Genomic DNA, 25120 nt, shown 5'->3' on the forward strand with positions numbered 1-25120 from the left:
ATGTCGAGCTACGTCGGGTGGGCAACAACTTGAATCAGTTGACCCGCTACAGCCATCAGGACCGGGATTTCGCTGAGGGCGTGGAGTTCGCGTTGGGTGCGGTGGTGCGGGTGTGTCTGCAGTTGGATGAGGCCGCGCGCGCGATGGTGGGCAAGGGCCCGGCGGTGACGGAGCTGTCGCTCTCGGAGGTAGACCGTCGCGTCGAGGCTGGCGGGATCGGGTGGGCCGACGCGGTCGATCCGGCGTGAGCCGGGGGCGGCGGTGATTCCGAACATCTCCAAGGGCGCCGACATGGTCGGGTTGGTGCGGTATCTGGCGGGGCCGGGCAAGTTCAACGAACACGTCGATCAGCGGGTGATCGCTGGGGACATCGTGTCGCTGAGCGTGTTCGGTGGCCGCATCGACGTGGCGCGGGCTGCGGAGTTGGGGCGGTTGTTGGACAGCTCGCGTCAGACGGTGTTGAAGGGTGCGCCGGTGCTGGTGACCTCCTACAAGAAGGCCAAGGCGTTGATGGCCGAGGGGATGTCGAAGGCGGAGGCGTTCGACGCGGCGACCAGTGATGAGCATGTGTGGCATTGCTCGCTGGCGTTGGCCGCTGCCGAAGGTGAACTCTCGGATGAGAAGTGGGCTGCGATCTCGCGGGATTTCTTGCGTGAGATGGGGTTCATCGGGGTTGAGGATGTGCCGGATGTGCGGTGGACCGCGATCCGGCACGGATTGTCGAAGAACGGCAACGATCACGTGCATTTGGCGTTGAGCGTGGTGCGTCCGGACGGCAGCCTGATCGACACCTACCGGGATTTGCGGCGGTCGCAGGCGGCGGCGAACGTGCTGGAGCACAAGCACGGGTTGCGGGTGTTGTGGTCGCGGGAGGAGGGCGGGACCGAACGCGGGGTGATGCCGGGGGAACTGCGGCGGGCCGCGGAGCGGGGTTCCCCTGCTACTGATCGGGAGTTGTTGGCCCGTCAGGTGCGGGCGATCGCGGCGGCTGCGGACACCGAAGCGGAGTTCGTCGAGGGGCTGCGCGGCGCCGGGATCATGGTCAAACCTCGGTTCGCCAAGGGCGGGCACACGGTCGGCGGGTACTCGGTGCGGTATCCGCCGTTTCGGGCGCCCGACACCGGTGGTGAGCGGACCTCGCTGTGGCATGGCGGCGGCCGGTTGTCCAAAGACCTCACGCTGGAGGCGTTGCGGGCGTGGGCGGGGTGGGAGGAGACGCCGCAGGCGCAGGACGCGGCGATGGCGCAGTGGCGGCGCACGATGACCACCAGGTCCGGGCGGTCGTTCGCGCCGGATCCGGTGTCGGAGCGTGAGGCGATCACCCGGTTGGCACAGTGGTCGGCCTACATGCGCACCATCCCGGTCGAGGACCGCGACGCCTGGGCGAAAGCCGCGGGCCAGACCTCGGGGGTGTTCGCGGCCGCGAGTATGAGCACCGAGCCCCGTCCGGGCCCGTTGAATCAGCTCTCGCGCCAGCTCGCTCGCGCCGCGCAGATCCCAGCGCGCCAGCGTGACCCGCGCTCGCCACACAAGGCGGGTCTGCGGGCGGTGTCGCGGATGTTGTGGTCGCCCATGTCGAAGGCTGCGAGCGATATCGCTGTGATCGAGGCCATGACCGATTGCCTGCTCACGGTCATGGACATGCTCGCTGCGACCGAGCGCGCGAACGCGGCCGCGGCGATGGCTGTGCACGCCCGCCAGGCGCTGACCGAGATCCATCTGCGCGCGGCCGGTGTCGACCCGGGCCGGGAGTACATGAAAGCGGTCGGCTCGCCGGGATGGGCGGCGCACGCGCGCGCGAAGGTGGTAACCGACCGTCCCGTCGACCAGGCGCGGCAGGTCGAGAAGATCGAAACGGTGGCCGGGCAGTGGGGACAGCGGCGTATCGCATTGGCGACTCGCCCCGATGCCCCCGAGATCGACGAGTTCGGCCACATCATCACACCGGCAGAACCCGTAGTGGCTGAACGCACCGAACCGGCGGGCGCCCAAGCATCGACACCCGAGGAACCGGTGTCGCCGTTGCGGAGGTGGGCGGCCAAGGCCGCAGCCGAGCAGAGCGAGTTGTACGCCAGATTGGGCAGATACCAACCCGATCCAGCCGAGCCGCGCGAGAACGACGACATCGACGACGCGACCGACGATGTCGAGCAGGACTGGCAGAAGTTCATGCCCCCACCGGGACGCCGCCACGGCCACGACCGCGGTCGCGGATTCGAGCGCTGAACAACGGCAGCGTCCCTGTTGCTCAGGGGATGGATCAGTCTACGGCGATCGCTGCTCGCGGCCCGGTGATCCGGCAGGTGTTCAGAACAGCTCCAGCTGCCCCGCGTCCAGAGCCAGTGATGGGGCGTGGCGAGGTCGCTGCAGATCGGGGAAGGTGGTGCTGCTCTTGAGTTGTCGGCGACGCTCGTGTAGCAGGCGTACCACATCGGCGCTGGACCGCAGTGCAGCCAAATCATCGCGTGTCAGCAGCAGTATCTCGATTTGCTGATTCAAGGCGCACGTCGCGGCGTGGTAGGCGGCCCGCCGATCGACCGCGTTGCCGGTGACGCCGTTGGCTGCGAGCAGCACACCGAGGTCACAATTGCGGTCCTGGATTTTTGCGCGAAAATCCCGCACGACCATCGAGGTGACTGGTTTGGTGTAGTGCTTGCATTCAACGAGAAAAAATTCCGGTAACAGGCGTAGCCCCTTCGGGTGACGATCATTGCTTACTATGAGATCGACCTCTGAGGAGCGGTAGTAATCCAGCTGGTTGAGCTCCGTCTCGCACCCGGGTACCGATCGAAACATGTGTGCGACCGCCATCTCGCACGCGCGTCCGCGCACGTGGGGCGGGTTTCCGCGGTCATCTGCCATCGCCAGGTGCTGCCTGATGGTGGCGGTGAAGTCAGCCACAGACCACCCCTCCGCAGACCATTAGGTCGAGAAGAGAAGGGTGTCCGAGAAACTCCAGCGGATTGCGAACCGGAAATTCAGAAATTCGGCTTACGGCACCGAAATGATCTAATCCTGAGGGTAGGATTCCGTTTTTTGAGCAGCCTCGGTATATTAGGCCACGTAAGAGTGGCGGCTATCCCACAAGTTTGGGCGGCTCATTTATCCTCTGTCTTACCTATTCCGCACCCACCGGTATGTTTTCATAGTCGGCGCATACAAAGCCAACAGTATGCCTCGCGGATGCCCTGGTGGCAACGGGAGAGTCAGGACGACGCAGCCCTTCGGGGCGGGACGGAGAAGTGCCGAAGAACGGCCCAGGACTGGGGGGTCTGATCTGGCCTGCAGTGCGGTCGAGGTTGTGTGGCAAGCCCTCCCGTGAGGGAGGGCGCGGCAGCCTGAGTGGGGCGACCCGCGTCTTACAGGCCGTATCCGGGGCTTTGAGTGTGCCCGGGGTCGTAGGTCGGGGTGTCCCATCGCTCGCGCTGTTGTTGCCGCTTGGCTTCGCGCTGCTGGCGTTGTTGTTCGGCGCGCTGGGCGGCGATTTCCTCGCGCGAGGGCGGGGGATTGTCTTGGGCGTGGATCTCGGTGCGGGCGCGGTTTTCCCGGTCGAGTTGGTCGGGTGGGAGTGCGGCGCGGCGCTGTTGTTCGTCGACGGGGGCCTGAGCCCAGGCGCGTCGCTGCGCGAGGCGGGCGTCGTCGCGGGCGCGGTCTTGTTGGCCGGCGGCGATCTCGCGATCGGCCGCGGCGAGAGCGCTGTCTCGCGCGGCGGTGTCGGCGGCTTCGGTGAGCAGGCGGGGCCAGAGGGATTCGTGCGCTCCGATGCTGGCGCGCAGTTCGCTGAGTTGCGCGCGGGTGGCGTCGTGGCGGTCGGCGGCTTCGGTGAGCGCTTCTTCGGCGTCGGTGGCGGCCTGTGCGCGCTGGAGGCGGGTTTGGCGGCTGTGCCACCACCGCAGGGCTGCGACATCGTCGCGTGCTGCTCGCCAGGCGGCGCGCGCGGTGGCTTCGTCGAGGGCGTGTTCGGTCTGCTGGCGTGCGAGGGCGCGGGCGGCGTGGATGTCGGTGGCTTGGGCGTCGCGGCGGCGATGGTCTTCGAGCAGCTGCTCGCGACGTTCGAGCGCACGGGTGAGCCGGTCAGGCCCGCCCCACGGGTTGGCGTACCGCAGCTGGTCGCGGCGCTTGGTGGCCTCACGGGCGAGGTCCGCATCCCGCAGGGCCCGCAGTTTCTGGTTGCGGAGTTCGGTGATGAGGTCGACGAATTCGGGGACACGGTCGAGGTCGAGGTGCTCGGCTATGCGCCAGCGCAGCGCGGCCGCGGGCTGTTCAGCCGGTAGCGGGCGGTGGGCGTGGGCGGCGCGGGCGTGGGTGTAGACGTCGACTCCGGTGGCGTAGGCGCGGGACAGTTCGGCGGCGAGGGTGGGCCAGTACGGGTCGGTCGGCAGGCGTTGGTCGAGCATCAAGGCGAAGCGATTCCAGCGACGGGTGTGGATGTCGAGGTCACCGATCCGGTCGGCCACCGCCGCGTCGAGACGGGCCTGTTCGCGACGTTCGGCGACCGGGTAGCGGGCGGGTCCGGTGGGTCGGCGGTCGGTGTCGGGGACGTCGTGGGCTGCCCGCCACACCGCGAGTTCGGCGACCAGACGCGGATCGATCTCGCGCAGCTGCGCCGCCCACATCGGCGCCTGCTCGGCGGTGCGGGCCCGCGTGGCGATCTGGTCGGCCAAGTCGGTGATCTGCCCGGCGCGCGCAGTCAGGTGCGCGTGATCCTGGCTGCCCTCACTGAGCGCGGCAGGGATCGCGGGCAGCCACCGCAGCGGCCCGGCCGCGCCGGGCTGGGAATGCAGTCCGGTCGAGTCGATCCGCCAGTCCAGCACCGCGGCCACATCCCCGGCGGAGCCGAGCTCGCGCGCCCGCGCGGCGTCGGTGAGGGCTTGGATCGGGTCACGGCCTGACAGGTCGAGCAGCGCCAGGTGCTGGGCGAGCACCGGCCACGCATCGGCGTCGGTAACGCCGGGCACGAGGTGTTCGGCGGCGGCGGTGATTTCGGCGCGGCGCTGGGCACCGAGGCGGGTTTGGGCGATGTGGCCCAGCGCGTGCAGGTAGGCGTCGACAGCGGGCCCGAGCAGGCGGGCGGGGTCGGTCGCGTCGCGGGCCTGGCTGGTCGCGGAGGTTTGGGTGGTGTCGCGGGCAAGGATGCGGGTGAGCACGTCGAGTGCGGTCGGCGGGTGCACGGCGGTGTAGGCGTGGGCGGCGTGCTCATCGACCGCGGTGGCGGTGTTGACGTAGAGGTGGTTGGCGGCGCGTCCTCGGGTGGCCATCACATACAGCTGGGCGCGGGACTCGCTACCGGTGACCACACCGTGGCAGCGGTCCACCGTCAGCCCTTGGGCGGAGTCGATGGTGCTGGCGTAGCCGAGAGCGGTGTGTTCGCGCACGTAGTCGGCGGGCAGCACGACGGCGCGTCCGGATCCGAGATGCGTTGCGGTGATGCGGCCGTCGTCGAGCACGCCGGTGACTTCCCAGCGGTAGCCGTTGCGCACGTAGTCGGTGCCCGAGATCCGCAGGCGCCGGGAGTTGCGGCGGGTGGTGATGATGTCCCCGACCGACGCCCTCAGACCGTCGCCGAGCGCGACCTCCGCGCCAGTAGGGATGCCGAGCCGTTCATCGCGGGCCAGACGCTCAGCGCGCGCCAGGGCGTTCAGCTCGGTGACCAAGGCGCGGGTCGGGGCGAGCAGCGCGACGTCGAAGCCTTGGGCGTAGTCGGCCCGCCAGGCCCGGAACGCGGCGTGGACGGCCTCGGTGAGGGTGCCGGTGTGGAGGCGGTCGTGGTCGGCGTAGTACGCGATTGCGGCCGGGTCCCCGTCGCGCAGGGCCAGACTCGCGGCGGCCTCCCCGTGATCGGCGAAGCGCACCACACGAGTGAGAGTGATCGGGGCGGTGGTTTCGACGATGTCGCGGATGATTCCGCCGGCGGTGACGGAGGCGAGCTGGCGGTCGTCGCCGATCGCGCGGATCGTCGCACCCCGCCCGATCAAAAACCGCACCGCAGCATCGAGTTTCAGGGTGGGGGTTTTCGCGGCCTCGTCGATGAGCACCAGAGCGCGGCCGTCGATGGCGCGCAGCCACTCCGGCGCCTGATCTGGATCGAGAGCACCGGTGTCGAGGTGTTCGGCGAGGGTGGTCAGCAGGTCCACGGTGTGCGCGGGTGCGCCGGAGTCCTCGGCCAGCTGCCCGGCGGCCTTCGCGGTCGGCGCGAACCCGACCACGCTCCCACCCTGACTGGTCCAGGCGTTGGTGAGCACCCGCATGGCGGTCGTCTTACCGGTCCCGGCCGGGGCGACCGCCACCTGGAACCGCTGCCCGGTGGTCGCGAACGCCCGCACCAGGGCTTGCTGTCCAGGGTTGAGTTCGTAGCCGTTGGCGGCGAATTCGACGACCGCCACCTCCACCGCGGCGACCGGGAGGACGCGGCCGCCGTCGAGGTGTGCGGCCGCCAGTAGTCGTTGTTCGGCGGCGAGGATGGCCGGGGAGGTGTAGTGGGTGGATTCGGCGGTGGTGTAGACGCTGGTGCCGTCGGATCGGGTGAGCCCGAGAGCGATCGGGGTCGGATCGACGACGTGGCGGGGGATGGACTGCGGATCGCTCAGCGCCGCGGCCACGACCTCGGTGAGGGCCTGGGAGAAGTCGTGGGGGGTGATGCGGCCGCGTAGCTGGCGGGCGGCTTCGGCGCGGATGTGGTGGGCCTGCCAGGTCGCGCGCTGCTCGGCGACGGTGTCGACGATCTCGATCGCCAGCTCACTCACCTCCAGCGTGGCCGCAGTGTCCCGCTGCGGGACAGTCCGCGACAACATCCCCGCCACCATGGCGTCCACCGCGTCCTCACTCCCGAGTACCCGCACCGCCTCGGCGCGCCAGTCGGCGCGCTGCTCGGCCCGGGAGCGGGCGTGATGCTTGCCGCCACGCGTGGACAGCGTCGCCTCCTCAGCCAGGCGCCACAACTCCTTCGGACCCGGCTCCCGACCGTGACGGGTCTGGAACTTCCGCGACAGGTCGGCGAGCTTCGTCGTGATCGCCTCCGCACGCGAGGACCACACCGCAGCCAGCTCCGGTGACGCACCGGCCAGCTCCCGCACCGGGCGCTTGTACATGTCGAGCTGCTCGCGCACGACGAACTCGCCACCACCGAACGCGGTTTCGACGTGGTGTTCGAGGCGGGTGTTGTAGATCTCGCTGGCGGTCACGGCGTGCCGGTAGAACATCTTCCCGTCCAGGGCGCCCCATCCTCCGTCGCGGCGGCGGACCTTGTTGGAGACCACGACGTGGGCGTGCAGGTCGGGATCACCTGCGCGGGAGTCGCGGTGGTCGAACCTCGTCGCCAGCAGGCCGTCGACCTCGACCTGGGCGACACCGCCGCGCCCGATCCGGGTGTAGGTGGCGTGCGCCTCGAGGAATTCCAGCGCGTCGACGATGGCGGCGTGGTGCGCGGCCTCGATCTTCGCGGCGACCTCGGGTGATGCGAGTGCCCACAGCATCGACACCGACTTCACCGGGGAGAAGGTGAGGTCGAACCCGGCCACGGCTTTCGCCGCGGGCCGGGTGGCCTTGGCCACCCACGCCGACAACTCCGCCTCGGTCAGCGGTTCGCGCCCGTACTCGACGGCGAACATCGCTTCGGCGACCTCGGTCGAGAGGATCTCGCGCACCTCATCAGGCACCGGCGCCGCGCGATCGCGGCCGTGGGAGATGTTCCAGCCCTCGTAGGCGCGGCGGCATTCGGCGCGGTAGGACAGCTCGTCGACGGTGATCTTCGCGAACGGCGTCCCGATCCGGGCGACCTCCCGCAGCGCGGAAGCCTTCGCCGTGCGCGCCGAGATCCCCTCAGCGCGTAGTTCGGCGACCCGCTCGACGATCATCGCCTCGGCGTTCGGGTGCCACCCGCGCCCGAACAGCGCCCACATCTGCGACTCGGTGACCTCGTCCCCGACCGCGATATCCACCGCGACCAGGCCCGAACCCCACCAGCGGCCAGGCGATTCCCCACGCTCGCTGTAGTAGTCCGAAAGCGCCTGCGGGCCGCGCTCATCGGCGTCGTGGGTGGCGATATTGCGCAGGTAATACTCGTATCCATCGCCACTCGCGATTTTCGCCAGTGACATCACGTTATCTACGGTACGCCAGCACCATTGTTCGTTATCTGTTCGTTACCTCAGTGCAAGAGGTGTGAGAGGTTGTGCAGGTGAGGCGGTTTGGGGTGATGCAGGTGAATGGCTGATGGTGCCGTGGAGGGGGTCAGGGTATGAATGTCAACGGGTTTGCGGGGTGGGGAATTTGGATGTGAGCACCGATGATGTGAGTTACCGGCGGCTTTGGAACCGCACCGCGCCGCGTGATGTCCGGCGGCCCCGAGGGATCGACTCGCCGATTCGGGTCAGGGGGAGCCGCTACGCTCACCACACCGAGACGGTGCCCGCCCGCTGGAGGCCGGGCCCGCGCGGCGGCACAGGGGAGGCGCGGCGATGACCCAGTACCCGTACCCGTTCCGGTACAGATGCTCGCAATGCCTGGTCGGATGGCACTACGTCTCGTATTGCCCGCACCGGCAGCCGATCACACCCGGGGAGCGGCGCGCGATCCAGCGCCTGGTCGAGCTGGAGCGAGCTGGCGCCATCGAGCTGGCGCGACCGCTGGATATGCGGTGGCTGTGGCTGGTGCCGCCCGCAGTGGTGATCTTCGGCCTGATCGTGCTGTTCTCGTAGGCTCCGCCGCGCCAAGTGGCTATGTGTTGGCCCGTGAGGTCCATCAGCGCGAAATCTGGCGGTAGCCAACGGGATAACGCTCTGACCAGGGGCGTTTCTAGCGGCCAGTCCAAATCTGCGAAATCTGGCGTTAGCACGCTATCGCGCATAGCCGCACACCATGTGCGACAACTCCGGTGCCGACCTGGGCGAATGCTCTGGATGGGCGGTGCCGGCTCCAGAACTATCTGCGGTAGGTCGCTTACCGCCGGATTCGGCGGCGCTGGACCCCACGGGCCTATCCAGCGTAGGCGGCGCGATCTCGGACGCCTCCGCGTGCCGCGCCGCATGCCAGTGTGGGACCTCTCCCGTCTGTTCTTATGTCCGTGGCGCGAGGCCGGTCAGGCTCCGCGCGCGTAGTCCTCGTGCCAGGTCTCGAGGACCGACAACGGCCAGTAGAGGCGATACAGGATGCGGTGGGGGGCGGGGAAGGGGGCCTTCTTCGGGCCGCCGCGCGCCAACCAGCCGGTGACGGTGCGTGAGGGGATTTCGGTGATGGCCTCGACCCCGGCGATGTCGACCCACATGTCCCCGTTCGGCAGTTCCGGCAGGCCGAGGAGGCGGCCGGCGGGGAGCTGCTCGCCGTCGGCGCGGGCCTGGCGGATCTGCGCGGATCGGTCCGCCAGGTCGAGGTCTTCGACCAGCCGGGTTCGGTTCGGGGCGGGCGGCATTCGGAAGTCGCTTTCTGTCAGGGCTTCACGGCATCGCCGACGAGTCTAGGACAGGTTTGCAGTGTCAAAACTGTAGCAGTCCACCGAGTCGCACTGTACAGTTTTATTACTGCACAGTTTTGAAACTGCAAGGAGGGGTTCATGTCCCGACGTGACTTGACCAGGACGCGGCCGCGCACCGCTACACATCGGCCCGCGACTCGTCGTCGCCGGTTCCGCCACGACGATCTGGTGGCGGTGGACCTGTTCTCGGGGTTCGGTGGCCTGACCAGGGGAATCGAGATGGCCGGATTCACCACGATCCTGGCGGCCAACCACAACACCTACAAAGTTGATGTCCACGAGGCGAACCACCCGCACGCCCAGCACTGGATCGCCGACCTCGTCGATCCGGATGCGGCGGACTATCACTCTGCCCGAGACCTGCCCGCCGCGGATCTGCTGGTGGCGGGGGTGTCGTGTGTGAACCACAGTCAGGCGAACACGCAGAAGGCCTACGAGCAGGGCGTGAGCCTGTTCGACCTCGACGACCCCGACTACGAGGATCGCGTGACCCGCTCCGAGCGGGACCGGGCGACCGCCAATTGCGTGCTGCACTACGCGGATCGGAATCGTCCGCGCATGATCCTGGTCGAGTGCACGACCGAACTCACCTCATGGGGTCCGGCGATTCCGGGCCGCCGCAAGGTCGGTGACGGGTCGACGTACCGGTGGTGGCTGCGCGCGTTCGGCAACCTCGGCTACGAGCACAAGATTCTGTATCTGAACTCGATGTTCTTCGGGGTACCGCAGAGCAGGGATCGTCTGTACATCGTTTTCTGGGATCGCCGTCTCCCAGCGCCGGACCTGGATCATCGGCCGGTGGCGCGGTGCGGGCACTGCGACGAGGTCGTGGAAGCGGTGTGGTCGTGGAAGACCGGTGTGCCGCCGACCGGCGCGGTCCGCTACGGCACCCAGTACAACTACCGGTGCCCGCGCTGCCACCGCGAGGTCGTGCCGACGATGACACCGTCACTGCACGCGCTGGACCTCAGCAACCTGGGCACCCGGATCGGGGACCGCAAGCGCCCGTTGCGGCCCGCGACGATGGCGCGCGCGGAACGCTGCCGAGCGAAGTTCGCCGAATTCCCGGCGATCCTCATGCCCGCCAAGAGCGTGCACGGCACCGAACGAACCTTGAGCCAGCCCCTGACCACCCAGACCAGCCAGCAGGAAACCGCGCTGCTGTCGACCGGGCACGTGTTCGCCGCACACCGCCACAACGGCGACGGCCAGCACTTGAGCCGCCCGATGGACACCGTGACCTCCACCCACGAGAAGGCGGTGCTGCTCGCGGTCAACAACTTCCAGGGCGCACCGCGCGGTGCCGGTGATCCGCTGCCCACCCAGGGCGGCTCGCAGACGCTGAGTCTGCTCTCGACGGGAGTGGTGCCGTTCCGGAAGAACACGCTGCCGACCACCTACGCCGAAGCGATGCCGACTGTCACCTCCGAGCAGATCCCCGGCGTGCTCACCGCCGCCGGGGTGATCAAGAACAACGGCGCCATCAACGAAGCGAAGTACCGCGCCCACCCGGTCGCGGACCCACTGGGCACCATCACCGCGTCCGCGTCGCAGGCCCTGCTGTTCGGCGGCTGGTACAAGCAGAACGGGCCCTCGGGGACCGAGACCGCACCACACCCGATCATCGACCCGTTCGGGACCTTGACCTCCCGCGATACCACGGGCCTTCTCACCGCCGGATGGCGAGCTGCGCTGGCCGATCTCGCGCTGGAGGACTGCTACTTCCGCATGATGGCCGCCCACGAAGTGGGCCGCGGCTGCGGATTCGACACCGACTTCCCCGGCCACACCGGCGAGTTCGTCGTCTGGGGGACCGCACGCGACCAGGTCGACGGATTCGGCAACGCCGTCTCCCCGGCGGTCGGTGCCTGGATCGGGCAACGGCTGCGTGCGGTGCTGCACACCGCAGAGGCGATCGCATGAGGGTAACGACGCCGACTGCCGGGGCCAGCCGTGATCCCCGCGCACCGGATCTTCAGCAGACCATCTACCACCAGAAGACAGGACACAACCTGAAATGACCGCGATCGAATGGACCGACGTCACCTGGAACCCGGTCACCGGCTGTGACCGCATCAGCGCAGGGTGCGACAACTGCTACGCGCTCACCATGTCCAAACGGTTGAAGTCGATGGGATCGGCGAAGTACCAGCGTGACGGCGACCCCCGCACCTCCGGGCCCGGGTTCGCGGTCACCGAACACCCCGACGCGCTGGAGATCCCTCACCGGTGGCGGAGTCCGCGCATGGTGTTCGTGAACTCCATGTCGGATCTGTTCCACGCCCGCGTCAGCGAGGACTTCGTCCGGGCGGTGCTCGACGTCATCGCCGCCACTCCGCAGCACACCTACCAGGTGCTGACCAAACGGCCGTCGCGGGCGCGGCGGCTGGCCGAACGCGGTCTGGTGTTCCCGCCGAACCTGTGGCTGGGCACCAGCGTCGAGAACGGCGCGGTCACCCACCGCATCACCGACCTGCTCGCCACACCTGCCGCGGTGCGGTTCCTGTCGTGCGAGCCGCTGCTGGGGCCGATCGACCTCGACCGGTTTCTGTTCACCCGCAGCTGCCCCGGCGGGTGCGGGTGCCGCTGGCCTGATGACGCGGACCGGTTCGAATGCGCCTGCGGCGGCGAATGCGCCGAATGGCGGCCCGAACCGGCGATCGACTGGGTCATCGTCGGCGGCGAATCCGGGCCGAACGCGCGGCCGATGGACCCGGCCTGGGTACGCGACCTGCGGGATCAGTGCGTAGCGGCTGGGACGGCGTTCTTCTTCAAGCAGTGGGGCGGACGCACCCCGAAGTCGGCCGGCCGCGAACTCGACGGCCGGATCTGGAACGAATTCCCGCAGAACAGGAGCAGCTCATGCCGAGGCTGATGTCGGTGTCGCTGACCGAGGACGCGGTACGCGAGCGCCGCAAGACCGTCACCCGCCGGATGGGCTGGCTCACACTGACGCCCGGTACCCGGCTGACCCTGTGCCGCAAGGTCATGGGCCGCCGCCGGGGCGAACCGCTGGTCCGCATCGTCGACGTGCAGGTCCTCTCGACCCGCCGCGAACGACTCGACGAGATCACCCAGGCCGAGGTCCTCGCCGAAGGTTTCCCGGAGATGACCCCGCCCGAATTCGTCGAGTTCTTCTGCAACTCACACAAGGGCTGCACCCCGGAAAGCTCGGTAACCCGCATCGAATGGCGCTACCTCGAACCGACCGGCGAGCAGGGCGTCCTGCTGTAACCCACACGCACCGGCCGGGCGATCCGGTCCGGCTGTCACCTCAACCGAAAGGAACACCTCGCGATGGCACCCGAGATCACCAGCGCGCACCGAGAAGTGCTGGACCACCTGCTGGAGGAAGGGAGCGAAACCCTGGGAGTGATCCCGGCGGCGCTGGCGGGGCACTACCCGCTCGGCTCGGACGAAGCCGATATGGCGATCGACTGGGTAAGCCCGTTCCCGGTCTTCGCGCACCCCGCCGATCCGGACCGGCTGCTGGTCGGCGTGCACACCGGCCACGGATGGACCCTCGTCGCGCTCGACCACATCGCGCACCTGTTCTGCGAGCACCCGGTATGCGGTGCGGTGTTCGACCGGCGTCTGCGCGAACTCACCGAGATCCCCACCGGCGGCGCCCTGTTCGCAGCGCGGGACGTCCAAACCAGCTGGAGCACCACCCCTCTGCAGTATGTGGTCCACATCGACGACCACCAGGCCGCCGAGACGAACGCCTGGACCGGCACCCTGACCGACCACACCGAGCTGACCTGCCACTGGGCGGGATAGACCTGCTCGACCTACACAAACGAGGACCGGCCAGGAGCTATCTGGCCGGTCCTCGCCGTCTCAGGGTTGCACACACAAACCGGTGCCCGAATTGGTGATCAGGACACAGACCGATTCAGGCCGCGATATCGAACAGGGTCAACCGCTCCGGATACGCGAGGGCGAGCTGCTCGGCGCGCTCGCGGATCGCGCAGGTCGGTCCGATCCCCTGCGCGACTGATTGCGGCGACAACAGCCAGCCGCCGCAGCGGCGGCAGTGCGCTACCAGCCGCACCATGGGCCGGTCATCGGTAGCGGCCATGTTGTTCTCCTCTGGCCAGGGCGGATCATCGCCGCGAGTGTGGCACGGCAGACCGACAACAGCAGCGGAGGCCCGCCCGGCCTTGATGGTGCGAGTGCGCACACCCTTCAGCTTCACCCTGATCGATGAGGCGATACAAGGGGGTCCAGAGGGTGACGCCCGCCGGCGGCGGCGGGCTCAAGGTCCGCCCCGACCAGGTGGCCGGGTCTACTTGCGCCAGCGACGCCACGACCACCGAGCCGGGGCCGAGTCGTCCGGTGTCGCGGCGGAGTCGTCGTCGAGGTCGACCGGCGGCGGCACAGCGACGGTGAGCACCGGTTCGGTGGCTCGTGCCTGGTGGTCGCCGGTGGGTGCGAGGGAGACCGGCAGGGCGCCGGGGCCGGTGAGGTGAGTATCGGATCCGATGGTCAGATCGCCCACCGTGCGTTCGGCGATCGTGGCGGTGACATCGTCGACGTTCCCGCCTTGGGTCAGGTGGTCGAACATGACATCAGCCAATGTCAGGTCGGCGGTGTCGTAGTTGTGGTGGACCGACACATGCCGCAGCGCCGGACCCGCGTCGCCGAACCGGGTGCGTGAGCCGGTAGCGGGGCCGTCGATGATCAGGACCCACACCGCGGCCGAGGTGCGGTCGGCGGCCACACGCAGCCGACCGGCCAGCGTCCCGGCCGGGTCACAGCCGAGGTGATCGGCGACCTCGCGCATGTTCTCGGCCAGGTCCAGGCGCATCAGCTGCCGGGCGACTTCGATCTCGGAGGCTTCGAATTCCTCGCAGATCTGCGGCAGCGGACGTGCTTCGGTCCAGGCCTGCCGCAACTGGGTGGTCATCTCGGTGTCCCAGTAGACGCTGCGAGCGCGGCAGTGCCGCTCACGCAGTGACTCCCGCCAGTCGAAATCCGGTGACGCCAGCAGCGTGCGCAGCGTCGGCACCGCGGTGGAATCGGTGATGCGGTAGTGCGGCGGTAGGAGCTTGCGGCATTGGCCCTGGATCGCGGAGACGCTGCGCCCAGCGCGTTCGGCGATCTGCTCGACCGGCACCCCGGAACACAGCAGCTCGACCAGCTCGATGTTGCGTTCGTCGGTCCACAACTCGTAGGCGCGGCGATGCACGGTGCGGTCAGCCATGACAAGACCCTCCCTGTACCAGTTCCCCTGTTGTGCACCGTGTTTCGGTGCACCAGGTTCATGGTGCCTGGACCCCGCCGACAACGGGATCTGATCAGCCGCAGAGCGATCGTGCATCTGCACGCGCAGGCGTGATGCAGTAGGAAACCCGAGCCATATAGCCGAGGTGGCGACCTGCATACAGCGCCGACCGAGTCGCCCTCGACCACATCGAGAGCTATCGCGACGCAACCGAGACCGATGGTTCGTCGCGGGTTCCGCGCCGACGCCTCGGCGCCTTACGCGGTCGGTGTGTAGGTGGCGAGCGGGTGGCTGCACTCTCCTATCCCGGGTGGGGTGAAGATGGTGACCTCGCACACCAGGCAGGTATGCGTCCTGTGCCCGTCAGGAAATTCCGAGCACGTAACGGCGCCCACCGATACCAGTTTCGGTTCCAGGAGGTGCCCGCTCGGGCATGCTCGCGGCTCGGGTTGCGCGCTGCGGCCACGACCGATCGCATACCACGCGTCCGGGTCGGTGACAGGGCGGCCTTCCACGTGATACTGCGGCTTCCAAGTCGCGAACGTGTCTTCGGTGGCCAGTGGTTGTGTCGCGTACTGCTGTTTCAGGTGGTTGATCCGCTGGGTTTCCAGTTCGTCTAGGAAAGCGCGGCCCGCAGGAGTCAGCCGAGTCATGAGCCCGTCGCGCACAACGGTATGGAATGTGAGGTACTCGGGATCTCGTTGGGAGACCGGCACCAGCCCCATGTGGCATTCCACGAGTCCTCGGTCTTGCAGACTCCGAATGCTTCGCCGCACGCTCGACAGATGGGGACGATAGCCGGAGTGCTCGCGGGATAGGCCGACCAAATTGGCGGATTCGGCACCCACCGCGGCAGCACGGACCCAGAAGGCCTCGGTGACCAAGTCGTAGAGGACGTACTCCGAGAGAGAAGTGAATCGTTCAAGACGCAGGATCGCACGTAGTACTGCGATCTGCCGCTTACCGACCCCTCGGGACATCCCGCGATTTTAAGTGCATCCATCCCCTTCGAGGGACGTGATCCAATTAGATCCGCTCGCCCCAAACGAGCGCTGCCCCCACCTGTTCCAGCAGTGTGGGGGCAGCCGATCAGCTCAATGCCCATCGCGAAAAGGAACATCGAGGCACGTATGACAGTAGCTAAATCCCAGGTGGATGAGAACCAGATATCCCGCAATGCGGGAGAGCGTCCGGCACCGACCCACTCGGACCTCATCGGCCTGGTGGCGATCCTGCTCACCGCAATCGCTCTCGTCGCTCTTGTCGGTGCGGCGGCAACCGCCGTTCTGGCGGCCGCCGGGGGCTTCGTGGTGGTGACGCTACGGCTCTGGCTTCGCCGCCGGTGACAGAGTTCAGCCGTCGTATCCGCAGAATTTCGGGCGGATAGCCACAGTGCCGGACCGCTTGCCGGTGTGCGGCGGCCCGGTGAACAGCTTCCTACTCGCGCGACGCATTCATCTCCTGCCGCTCGAAGCTGTACGAGATGAATGCATCGCACGCTACTTGCGGCATGATCAGTGCGAGTGCGATGCCGGTTCCGACTGCGGCAGATGTGGGGCTACTGAAGTCGTGGCCTGCTAGTGCGAGCAGCGCGGTGAACAGCATGAGAACGCTAAGTATCATGCTCAGGGCCGTGAGTGCGAGGCTGATACGTGCGAAAAGCCAGGATACCGGCCAGCTGCCGGGATCCTTGTCGCGAGCCATTTCGATCTTGTCGAGCCGTCGAGAGGCAGGGGTGATCACCACTGCGTCTGCGAGAGCGATGATCGGCGCGGCCGCCGCTATAGCCAGCCAAAGGCCCTCGTGATCCGCCATATCTGCCGGTCTCCCCTGCCGTGAACGTCACTGTGCGGCAAGACTAATCCCGAGCGACCTTGAGCGCGCGCCCTTTCGTGGCGACCGTGTACCCCGGTGAACTGCGGGCCCCGATCAGCGCCGCTGTGACTGCGCGATCGTGCATCGCGGTGTGCATACGAACATCAGATATGCGCTCGAACAACGGATGCTACGGCGACCCGTGAAGGCCCGCCCCAGAAGGATTCACCGAGATGTGGGCGGGCCTGTCCATCACCGTGTTGTGCGTTGTGGACCACAGGGATTCGCATCGTCGGACGGCTGTGTTCAGGAGAAGCGGGAACACGGAGCTACGCACCACAGCACGGGCAACTCCGGCCGGTGGGGCCAAGATCCATCTTGGTCGCTCCCGCCCGGTTCGCGAATTGACCCTTTTTGGTCTCTCGCTGCGTCGTCGTCCCCTCTATGTACTCATTCAGTTGCCGCACGCAGACAGCTTGTTCGGCGGGCGACAACTGGGCGTACCCGTTGAGGACACGCGCGATGCGCCTATCGCTGCCACCACCGCTTGGGGAAGTCACCGCACACTCCGCAATCTGTTGGTTTCATCGTTGTCGGCTTCAAACTACAGCCGACGCACTCCTTCTGGCGTTCGCGCAACGCGGCGCGCAAGCCTCTCCTCTTTTCGGCGTCTGTGACATGTTGGCCGAGGTCGCGATCCCGCTGGGCGTTGTCCTGCGCCCGGATGAGCTGGAACCGCTGGCGGAACTCGTCTTCATCTGTGGGTGGGTGGCCGGCCAACTCCGTGTAGGCGTCGTTGAGTTGATAATTGGCTGCCTCGGACTGGGTGGCGGCGGCGTAGCCGCCCGCCCAGTCAGCTACGAGCGACCAGGCGCTCACCACAACAACGGGCACACCGAGCAGGCCCGCGACAACCACGACCCCGCGCAGGTCAGTGGAGACACCCGCAAGGGCGACCGCGCCGACTACCAGGGGCAGCGCTATACCGAGAAACGCGGAAAATCTCAGCAGCATCCGGTAGAAGCGGGCGCGCTGCGCGAACAGATACGCCGTCCCATAGACGTGCAGCGCCCGATCCCACGCCTCGCTACGGAGCTGATCGATTGGCGACTGAGCAGGCTGTGTCACGAGTAGTCAGTGTGCCCCAGCCCGCGGTTTCGTGGAGAAGGGCCTGGAAAGCACTGAAGGCGTCCATGTCTGGACGCCTTCTTGCTGCCCTCCGGGCACCGCTCCCTTACGAGAGCGTCACCGCCCCACTCTGGGGCGTAAGTTCCGCTCGCCCATGACGGGCGATCGTAGGACCACCATGTCGGCGGTCGCCGCCCATGCCGGGCGTAGGCTGCGATTTGCTGCTCATGGAAGCTCTTGGCGTCGCGCCATCAAGCCATCCGAGAATCGCTCTCGGTCCTGCCGGGCATCGCGCCCTGGAGCAGCATTTCGCGGGTACTGCGTTCTAGCTCAGTCCAGTTGAGGAGACCGGACTGTTGATCTCCTGCTCGGCTCCTCAACCCAGCAGTTGATCGATGCCGTCCTTGATCCAGCGACACAGCGACAGGCACAACGGCCCCCACTTCGCCACCCGATCCTTCCAGTCCTCCCGCTTGACGCGGGTCTCCTGCTCAGGCATCACACCTCCTCTCTTAGCTGCTCAGCCCCCCGTACGGGTGGGCCGCTTCAGCCAGTCGAAAAGGTGCGCCTCAACGATACCGGGCGAGTTGTCGACACCCTCACCTGAGTGCCGGTGACGCGCCGGTGGGCGGTTGATGTCGGCGGACTGGCGTAGCCTGCCCGGATCGTTCTGGTTTGGTGTAAGGGAGGATTGAGCATGGCCAAGAGGCGTTCGATCACGGTCCGGTCCGATGCCCAGCTGTACAAATTCGACGGCGACGTGGAACTCCGCAAGCTCGCGGTTACGGGCACGTACTACGTCCTCATGGACGGCGAAGTCGTATGGCGGCAGCGTGTCGAGAACGGCCAGGCAGCTGATGTGGACATCGTGCTCGAAGGTTTTGACGAGGAGCAGTCGGGTTCTGATCGTCGGTGAGCACTCGGTCGATGTAGCCGAACTGGAAAGATCGCGGGCATGCAGCTGCCCACGATCGTGCTGACCGAATACGCCCCGGAAGACGAGGCCGTGCTGCGGTTGTGGTGGGAAGACGAGGCGGTCCTTCACTACGTCGGGGAGCTGGCGAAACAGTTGAGCGACGCTGAGCTGGGGACGGAGATATCCCCGGGTCGGCGCATCGCGCGACCGACACGGCGCTGGATGGCGCGTGATCCGTATACCGGCACGGCTGTCGGCTACGTCGCCGTACAGGTCACCGGCCAGGGCGGACCCGACGGGAAACTGAGTCCTGTGTGCCCGCCGTACCACGGCGGTGTGAACCTAGTCGTAGACCCTCAACGGCACCGCGGGGGAATCGGTACGGCCATGCTCACTGACCGACGAGAACAATTTTCATTTTCCGGTTGTGGAAACGCAGGTAGGGTGCCTGCCGTTGATCGTGGACGACGCAGTCGGTCGGCAGGTGCAGTGCGTCGTTGAGTCGCAGCCCGGTTTCCATCAGTAGCGGGAACAGCAGTCGCCAGCGCGGATCGGTGAGCTTGTCGAGAGTGCCCGGGTTCTTCAATTGAGCGGTGACGAATGCGGACAATGCCCGCGGCGCCAGCTGTGTCTGGGCCGGGAAGTCTTCGGAGTAGACCGCGGTGCGGGCAGGAACCCCGGGAAGCCAGTCGTGCTGACGCGCGATGGCGAAGAATCTTTTCACCGAACTCATCCGCTGCCGACGCCCGTTGGCGGTGAACCCGTCCGCGACGAACAGGGCCAGCAGCCGGGTGATGACGGCGCGGTCGAACTGCTCGGGAGCCGCTGCGGGCCCGGCGCACTCGGTCAACGCGTGGCCGAGCCGGGTCAGTGTCAGGACATCTCGGTGCATGCCGCTGGCCGAATGGCCGGTGTCGTGCCGCCAGCGCAAGAACTTCTTGACCGCCTCGCGCAGCCAGGGCTGATCGATGCGACGGAAATCGAGCTGCCACCCTTCCGGGGTCCCGGTGAACCCCAGCCGCCGCAGCCGCCAAACGTCCCGGGCGTACTCGTACTCGCCAGTGCAAATGCCCTGCAACCGGTCGATCTCATCGATGGTGAAGGTGATGAACCCAATGCGCAGTTTCACGATCCGTTCTCCGGAACGGGTGGTGGGCCATTCATGTTCGCCACGATCGAACAACGACGACATTTCCGTGGTGGCGAGGGTATCGAGGAGCCGACGCGCTGCGGCAATCCCGATCGGATCGACAGCACGAGTCTGCCGGGCCCGCAGTAGCCCGTAAGCGACTTCGAACCGCAAAGGAACCGGCAGCCGGGCCAGTGACAGCCACTCCGGCTCCGGCGGGTCGCCCGGGTCCCACTGAGCCAGGTCGGGGCGGCCGACCCAGTTCCAGCGCTCCAGGTGGGCCTTGCAGAGCTGCTTCGTGGACGCCGGACGCGGGCAACCAGGTAAACAGCACGCGGGCCCACCACCACCGACCGGATCACCGAGGCGGATCTCGACCCGGTCCTCGACCAGGAACCCCTCCACCAACTCCCGCAGCCGCGCTTGCAGCGAACCATTCCGGCCCGAGCCTGGGATGTCGGCCCTGGTGCGCTCTTCGACCGGTGTCAGCGGGTTCATGCCCAGTCTCCCGCCACCATGGTCTCGGCTGCGGGGGTGCCGAGACATCCGGCTTGGGCCAGCGCGCGGCGAACGTCCTCGATCTCCAGATGTTCGTAGGTGGTGCTGGTCGTGGTCACCGAGGCGTGGCCCAGCAGCTTCTGCACCACCTCGATCGGCACTCTGCGGCGCAACAGATCCGTGGCGTAGGTGTGGCGGAATCTGTGCGCGGAAAACACCACCCCGCTGCGGCTGCGCAGACGCTCGACCAGATCGGTGACGTTCCAGTATCGCCAGGCTTGCCCGATCCGGCCGCCCCAGAGATTCACGAACACGTAGTCACAATCCAGATCGCCGTACTCGTCCACCAGATAGTCGGTGTAGAGGCGGATCAACCCCGGCGCGACAGGGATCTCCCGCTGCCCACCCTTGGCGCGGGCACCGTTGCTGTTGTCCCGCAACCGGATGCGGATCAGCGTGGACGCGGCGTCGATGTCCTCGTGCCGCAGCCCGAGCGCTTCCCCGATCCGCATCCCGGTGCCGGCCAACAGCTCGATCAGAAACCGGTCCCGCAACCGCTCACACGCGCCGACGATCGCGGCAACCTGCCGGGCGGTCAGAGTTTGGGGCAGCCGCCGCTGCGTCTTCAGCTTGATCGTGCGTCGCCGCTTGTCGCCGTCCGAACCCAGATGAGCCAGGAACGGACGCCACGAGCTCCGTACCCCGCCCGGCTTGATCTCGGTCAGCAACTCACCGCACTCGACACCGTGGCGGTGGTGGTACCTGTAGAACGATCCGACCGCCGCCAGCTTGCGGTTGATCGTCGTCGCCGAACACGCCGCCTCCGGCGTCGGCAGCGATGTCACCGTCGCCGACCGCATCCCCGCAGGCAGCCGCAACCAACCCACGAACCGGCCGAAATGCTCCAACCGCACTGCCCGCCAGTCGATCTCGTGTGCAGTAAGGAACGCGAAGAAGTCTCGTAGATCGAACGCATACGACCGCACGGTGCCCGGTGACCGCTCGATCGCGGTCAAATGCGCCAGAAACTCATCAACCGGCTCGATCACCGCGAACTGTGCATCCAGCACCGTCCAGGACTCCGGACCCCCGCAAGGCGCCAACACCTGCTGCACCCGCACACCCGCCTCCTGCCACTCGAACAGCCGGAAAGTACGGACGGCGACGATATGACCCCCGCACCCGACGGCCACAATCACGCCCGGCGCGTCATGGACATGCCCGAGATAACCGTGTCGAGCCCGAAACCCCAACGGGACAAAAGGTCACCTCGACCGCTCGCTCCTCGGCGCCATGGCAGGGCGTCGATGGCGGTGCACTGGCGGGTTCGCCATGTCGCCGCGGCCCGGTCCGGCCCGGTGTCGGGGCCTGCTCGGCGAATCCTGAGGTGGCTGGTGCGGCACTAACTCGGCTGGGACGGTGACGCGTGCTTGAGCCGGAGTTGGCAGCCGATCACCGACGTCGGAATTGTGGTGCGAATGTCGTGTTCCATCCATTTGAGAGGACCCACGGCAGTTGCGTAGATGCTCGACGCTCGCGCCGTTTCCCCGCGTTCTCGATGCGCTTTGATTATCGCGCCGATACTGGTGATCAGCGCACCGACCAAATCGGCCTCGGTAGATGGATCGTGAACCTCCCTGCACAGCTGCGCCAAGGCGAACGCTACCTTGTCCAGATCCGGCGCGGGCGATCGGAAGATGTGCGGACGCGCGCGGCTTCCGGCCGCAAGTGCCGACATACCGACCTCTTGCGCGGCAACGGCAAAAGCCCCTCGCGCGTCCGGTTCGACCCGCCACGACCACAGCGCCAGCACGCCGGAGACCCGGCTTGCCGCCCACCGCCATACCGCGCGCTCGCTGCTCGGAACACCCGCCAATATTTCGTTGAAGCTCCGGACATCAGCCAGCCCGTATGCCCACAACTCGGTGTCGGCCCACAGCACCGTTTCCCTGGCCGACCGCGCCACCGAACGCGGAAGCTTCCACTCGATCTGCGCGTCCGCCACCGCATGCGCGTCAGGTTCCCACCCGTCCCGCAGATCGGGCAAGCTCAGGCCCGTACCGACCTCGAGGTCGGTGATCGCCGGACCGAGGCGTGCGCTGTGGGCGTCCCGCCACTGGGCGATGTAGCCCGCGACATAACCATCGACGACACTGACTCGCGGCTGCAGAACGGTCCCGGTCGCCCGCATCCGGCGTATCCATTCGACCTCCGAGAGGCTGACCGCGGCCGTAGCGCGCAGCATGCGCCGCAGCATCCGATGGTCCGAGCCGTCGCTGTCTTCCAGCCGCTCGATTCCCGCCAGCATCTGCTGCTCGAAACCCGCACTAGACCCAGGCAGGCCCGGCGTCACCGACCGATACAAGCAAAGGTCGCAACCGGTCAACGCGACATGATCCGATCAGTCGACGAACCGACGACCACCGCCGGCCGATGGGAGTGAATCCTTGCCGAATCGAGCATCCGCTCAGCCTGCCCAGCCACCAACACATCCGGAATGGGGGAAGTCCCTACGAACACGACTGCGCCAGCGACCCTGCCTGTCATGAAAGCGCTTGCCGCAGAAGGAATCACCTCGGCGACCACAAAGCCAGCACCGACTCGACAGATGCCGCTTTCCCGGGCTGATCAACCGCCCCGTCGGCTGGCAACGCACTCACCGACCTCGGATAGCCGCACCGAGCCCACCGAGTCCTTGTCATACAACCGACCCCCTTCGACATCCACGGTGTTCGCCCGAGTAGACGATCACCGAAAAGGCAGATCAGACATTAGATAGATGAAGCAGAAATAGCTTGAACAAAGTGCACCCGACCACACCCCGCCCGCCTACGTCACCCGCAGGTCGCCAACGCACCACGGCCCAGTCCGGCCCGGCCACACATGCCCACCCTCCAAGAGGAGGAGCCGTGCGGGTTCTGAGATTCCATCTCTCTTTATCAACTGAACCCGGACGCTGACGTCGACTACATCAAGGACACCCCAGCCGAACCCATGGGAACACACTTTCGATCATGTCACGTACTGGTCGGTCTGGTGGGCTAGGCTCACCGGCATGGTTCAGGTCGGTGACAGAGTGCTGCTGGTCGCGGGCGGGGTCTCGGTGTTCGAGATCCTGGAGTTCGAAGACGACGAGCACGCGATCGTGCAGGCAGTGCTTGAGGCGCCCGGCCGGTACCCGTTCAGCGTCCGCACCGAGACGCTCGTGGCTGCCGAGCCCGCTCCAGACGCATAACCCCGCTCGGGTCTCCCCGGGTTGTCGACAGCGCAAGGCTGAAGGGTCTGCAGCGGTAAGGCTGTAAGGGTTTAAGGGCGGCCGTATACTCGGATGCGTTCAGGATTGTGTCTTTCAAAAGAACGACACAATCCTGCGCGGTACCCGGAACCCCAGCAGGGGCCCCGGGCGTCCCACCTAGCTGCTGCGATTCAGTTTCCTAGGCCGAGATCGCTGCTAGCGCATACGCCGCCAGCTCGGTAATCGCCTTGATTGCTGGGCTGGCGGCGTCGTTTCCGCATACCAACGCCAACAATCCCAGGGCGTTTACCGCCGTCCGAACCCACATCAGTGCGCTCGTCACGGACTGGAGCGGACTCCAGCGCCGTTGCGGTGGTGGTGTGTCTGAAGCTGGCGGCATGCGTTGCATCCGCCCTCCTCTCCTCGCTCGTTGTCGCCGCCGCTGGGCGCGACGGCCGAGACCACCCCGGAATCCGGAGGAGCCTCAGCCGCCGCGCTCGACGGTGCACGACACCGGCGGATTCCCTGACGGGATTGCCAAAGCGAGGAGATCGACCTGAATCAGGTTGCCCTGGTCCAACACTGGCCGATCGGATCCGATATTAGTTGCAGTCTTCGACAGATTCATACGAGACTGCGGCGATCACTCCACGCAAGCCCTTCCGTGCGGTTATCGCCCGCTACGGTTTGCATAGGTTTGCATAGGTTTGCTATAGCGCGCTGAAGGTTCCGTTCTCCTAAGCGGTGACCGAGTTCACAGACAGCGCGAACCTTTCAACCGCCGGCGGAGGCTCCGGAGCCATTCCTTCGCTTGTACCCGCTTGGTTGCCTTCGAGGTGGCGACCCGGCCTGCTGCCGTCGGCCAGTTGGGTTCCAGTAGTAATCGCCGAAAACAACGGGATCCCAGGTAGGGCAACGGCCTCTGGCCTACAAGGCCGACGCTCTTTATCTGAACGAGTTGATCGAGGCATCGCCCTACGAGTGGAACTCGGGGTGGCTGATATCGAGGGTCATCTCGTGCTTCTGGGTGTCGATGCGGATCGGTCCGATCTCGGGCAGGTACTTGTAGATCGTCGACCGCGATACGCCCAGCAGTCTCGCGACCGAGGAGACGGTCTCCTCAGGTCGAGTGAGCATGGCGCGGGCCTGGCGGATCTGTTCGGCAGTCATCGCCGGTGGCCGGCCGAGGCGTTGACCGCGGGCACGCGCGGCGGCCAAGCCCTCCTTGGTGCCGTCCACGATCAGCTCGCGGATGAACTCGGCCAGCGCGGCGAAGACGTGGAAGACCAGGCGCCCGCCGGGAGTGGTCGTGTCGATGGCCTCGTGCAGAGACCGGAACCCGATCCCGCGCTTACGGAGTCCGGTGACGATGGAGATGAGGTCCTGCAGCGATCGGCCGAGCCGATCCAGCGACGGCACCACGAGGGTGTCGCCGGGACGCATGTACTCGAGGCATCGCCAGAGTTCTTCGCGTTCGGTGTCCTTGCCGGACTTCTTGTCGGCGAACACCTTCTCGCATCCGGCCGCGGTGAGCGCGGCCAGTTGACGGTCGAGCAGCTGCCCGGCGGTGGAGACACGGGCGTAGCCGATCAGGGCGCCACCACCGCCGATCGGGTCGAGGGCGTCGCCATCGAGGGTGAGCGGTTCCGGAACGGCGAGGGCGCGTGACTCGGTCATACCAGGGACTGTACGAGAAACGTCCG

23 protein-coding genes are annotated in these 25120 nt (G+C 66.9%); 10 read left to right on the top strand and 13 right to left on the bottom strand.

The features are described 5' to 3' along the window. Both mobC and ABZ803_RS33530 read left to right on the top strand, forming a co-directional pair. Nucleotides 1-248: plasmid mobilization relaxosome protein MobC (gene mobC / locus ABZ803_RS33525; protein WP_357045585.1), on the top strand; the 248-nt coding region annotated here is incomplete at its 5' end. A 13-nt stretch (nucleotides 249-261) separates the two neighbouring features. Continuing rightward, nucleotides 262-2226, top strand: coding sequence for a hypothetical protein (locus ABZ803_RS33530; RefSeq protein WP_357045587.1), 1965 nt, complete (start codon nucleotides 262-264; stop codon nucleotides 2224-2226). An 81-nt stretch (nucleotides 2227-2307) separates the two neighbouring features. On the opposite strand, the gene ABZ803_RS33535 is transcribed toward ABZ803_RS33530, so the two are convergent. Together ABZ803_RS33535 and mobF are read right to left on the bottom strand one after the other, a co-directional pair. Beyond that, the gene (locus ABZ803_RS33535) at nucleotides 2308-2901 is read right to left on the bottom strand and encodes a restriction endonuclease (RefSeq protein WP_357045589.1); all 594 of its coding nucleotides are present in this window, start codon (nucleotides 2899-2901) and stop codon (nucleotides 2308-2310) included. Between the two features lie 458 nt (nucleotides 2902-3359). Further along, complete coding sequence (gene mobF / locus ABZ803_RS33540) at nucleotides 3360-8096, bottom strand: MobF family relaxase (protein WP_357045670.1); 4737 nt, start codon at nucleotides 8094-8096, stop codon at nucleotides 3360-3362. A 360-nt stretch (nucleotides 8097-8456) separates the two neighbouring features. Here mobF and ABZ803_RS33545 point away from each other — a divergent pair, with 360 nt between their 5' ends. Then, nucleotides 8457-8696, top strand: a complete 240-nt coding sequence (locus tag ABZ803_RS33545; RefSeq protein WP_357045591.1) for a hypothetical protein — start codon at nucleotides 8457-8459, stop codon at nucleotides 8694-8696. Nucleotides 8697-9076: 380 nt separating this feature from the next. Here ABZ803_RS33545 and ABZ803_RS33550 read toward each other — a convergent pair whose 3' ends face one another. Further along, nucleotides 9077-9406 (bottom strand): hypothetical protein, encoded by a 330-nt coding sequence (locus ABZ803_RS33550; protein ID WP_357045593.1) that lies wholly within the window; start codon nucleotides 9404-9406, stop codon nucleotides 9077-9079. Nucleotides 9407-9547: 141 nt separating this feature from the next. On the opposite strand from ABZ803_RS33550, the gene ABZ803_RS33555 reads away from it, so the two are divergent. The 4 genes from ABZ803_RS33555 (at nucleotide 9548) to ABZ803_RS33570 (ending at nucleotide 13249) form a co-directional block, all read left to right on the top strand. After that, the gene (locus tag ABZ803_RS33555; RefSeq protein WP_357045595.1) at nucleotides 9548-11392 is read left to right on the top strand and encodes a DNA cytosine methyltransferase; all 1845 of its coding nucleotides are present in this window, start codon (nucleotides 9548-9550) and stop codon (nucleotides 11390-11392) included. A gap of 94 nt (nucleotides 11393-11486) precedes the next feature. Beyond that, nucleotides 11487-12344 carry a phage Gp37/Gp68 family protein gene (locus tag ABZ803_RS33560; RefSeq protein ID WP_357045597.1) on the top strand — a complete coding sequence of 286 codons (858 nt, stop codon included), beginning with the start codon at nucleotides 11487-11489 and terminating at the stop codon, nucleotides 12342-12344. Continuing rightward, nucleotides 12332-12703: a hypothetical protein gene (locus ABZ803_RS33565; RefSeq protein ID WP_357045599.1), complete on the top strand. Its 372-nt coding sequence runs from the start codon at nucleotides 12332-12334 to the stop codon at nucleotides 12701-12703. Before ABZ803_RS33560 ends, ABZ803_RS33565 begins: the two co-directional genes overlap by 13 nt. A 63-nt stretch (nucleotides 12704-12766) precedes the next feature. After that, nucleotides 12767-13249 (top strand): hypothetical protein, encoded by a 483-nt coding sequence (locus tag ABZ803_RS33570; protein WP_357045601.1) that lies wholly within the window; start codon nucleotides 12767-12769, stop codon nucleotides 13247-13249. 115 nt (nucleotides 13250-13364) lie between these two features. On the opposite strand, the gene ABZ803_RS33575 is transcribed toward ABZ803_RS33570, so the two are convergent. The 3 genes from ABZ803_RS33575 to ABZ803_RS33585 all read right to left on the bottom strand — a co-directional run bounded on the left by ABZ803_RS33575 (nucleotide 13365) and on the right by ABZ803_RS33585 (nucleotide 15676). Then, nucleotides 13365-13550, bottom strand: a complete 186-nt coding sequence (locus tag ABZ803_RS33575) for a DUF6011 domain-containing protein (protein WP_357045603.1) — start codon at nucleotides 13548-13550, stop codon at nucleotides 13365-13367. A gap of 207 nt (nucleotides 13551-13757) precedes the next feature. Then, entirely contained in the window at nucleotides 13758-14675 is a 918-nt protein-coding gene (locus tag ABZ803_RS33580) for a hypothetical protein (protein ID WP_357045605.1), read from the bottom strand. 278 nt (nucleotides 14676-14953) lie between these two features. Beyond that, entirely contained in the window at nucleotides 14954-15676 is a 723-nt protein-coding gene (locus tag ABZ803_RS33585) for a hypothetical protein (protein ID WP_357045607.1), read from the bottom strand. 117 nt (nucleotides 15677-15793) lie between these two features. Here ABZ803_RS33585 and ABZ803_RS33590 point away from each other — a divergent pair, with 117 nt between their 5' ends. After that, nucleotides 15794-16042: a hypothetical protein gene (locus ABZ803_RS33590; RefSeq protein ID WP_357045609.1), complete on the top strand. Its 249-nt coding sequence runs from the start codon at nucleotides 15794-15796 to the stop codon at nucleotides 16040-16042. 91 nt (nucleotides 16043-16133) lie between these two features. Here the strand turns inward: ABZ803_RS33590 and ABZ803_RS33595 are convergent, their stop codons facing one another. From ABZ803_RS33595 to ABZ803_RS33605, 3 genes are all read right to left on the bottom strand, one after another. After that, complete coding sequence (locus ABZ803_RS33595) at nucleotides 16134-16511, bottom strand: hypothetical protein (protein WP_357045611.1); 378 nt, start codon at nucleotides 16509-16511, stop codon at nucleotides 16134-16136. 528 nt (nucleotides 16512-17039) lie between these two features. Next, a complete protein-coding gene (locus ABZ803_RS33600; protein ID WP_357045613.1) occupies nucleotides 17040-17639 on the bottom strand; it encodes a mobilome CxxCx(11)CxxC protein in 600 nt (199 codons plus the stop codon). 376 nt (nucleotides 17640-18015) lie between these two features. Then, complete coding sequence (locus ABZ803_RS33605) at nucleotides 18016-18138, bottom strand: hypothetical protein (RefSeq protein WP_357045615.1); 123 nt, start codon at nucleotides 18136-18138, stop codon at nucleotides 18016-18018. A 198-nt stretch (nucleotides 18139-18336) separates the two neighbouring features. Here ABZ803_RS33605 and ABZ803_RS33610 point away from each other — a divergent pair, with 198 nt between their 5' ends. Next, entirely contained in the window at nucleotides 18337-18555 is a 219-nt protein-coding gene (locus ABZ803_RS33610) for a hypothetical protein (RefSeq protein ID WP_357045617.1), read from the top strand. A gap of 391 nt (nucleotides 18556-18946) precedes the next feature. Here the strand turns inward: ABZ803_RS33610 and ABZ803_RS33615 are convergent, their stop codons facing one another. The 3 genes from ABZ803_RS33615 to ABZ803_RS33625 all read right to left on the bottom strand — a co-directional run bounded on the left by ABZ803_RS33615 (nucleotide 18947) and on the right by ABZ803_RS33625 (nucleotide 22490). Then, nucleotides 18947-20182, bottom strand: coding sequence for a hypothetical protein (locus ABZ803_RS33615; protein WP_357045619.1), 1236 nt, complete (start codon nucleotides 20180-20182; stop codon nucleotides 18947-18949). Beyond that, entirely contained in the window at nucleotides 20179-21303 is a 1125-nt protein-coding gene (locus ABZ803_RS33620) for a tyrosine-type recombinase/integrase (protein WP_357045671.1), read from the bottom strand. The genes ABZ803_RS33615 and ABZ803_RS33620 overlap by 4 nt, the downstream gene beginning before the upstream one ends. Before the next feature lie 281 nt (nucleotides 21304-21584). Beyond that, on the bottom strand, nucleotides 21585-22490 hold the full coding sequence (locus tag ABZ803_RS33625) for a hypothetical protein (protein WP_357045621.1): 906 nt from the start codon (nucleotides 22488-22490) through the stop codon (nucleotides 21585-21587). 747 nt (nucleotides 22491-23237) lie between these two features. Here ABZ803_RS33625 and ABZ803_RS33630 point away from each other — a divergent pair. Further along, a complete protein-coding gene (locus ABZ803_RS33630) occupies nucleotides 23238-23417 on the top strand; it encodes a hypothetical protein (RefSeq protein ID WP_357045623.1) in 180 nt (59 codons plus the stop codon). A 975-nt stretch (nucleotides 23418-24392) separates the two neighbouring features. Here ABZ803_RS33630 and ABZ803_RS33635 read toward each other — a convergent pair. Beyond that, nucleotides 24393-25094, bottom strand: coding sequence for a recombinase family protein (locus ABZ803_RS33635; RefSeq protein ID WP_357045625.1), 702 nt, complete (start codon nucleotides 25092-25094; stop codon nucleotides 24393-24395). Nucleotides 25095-25120: the final 26 nt, after the last annotated feature.

This window comes from Nocardia sp. NPDC047648 (assembly GCF_040642815.1).
Classification (GTDB): domain Bacteria; phylum Actinomycetota; class Actinomycetes; order Mycobacteriales; family Mycobacteriaceae; genus Nocardia; species Nocardia gamkensis.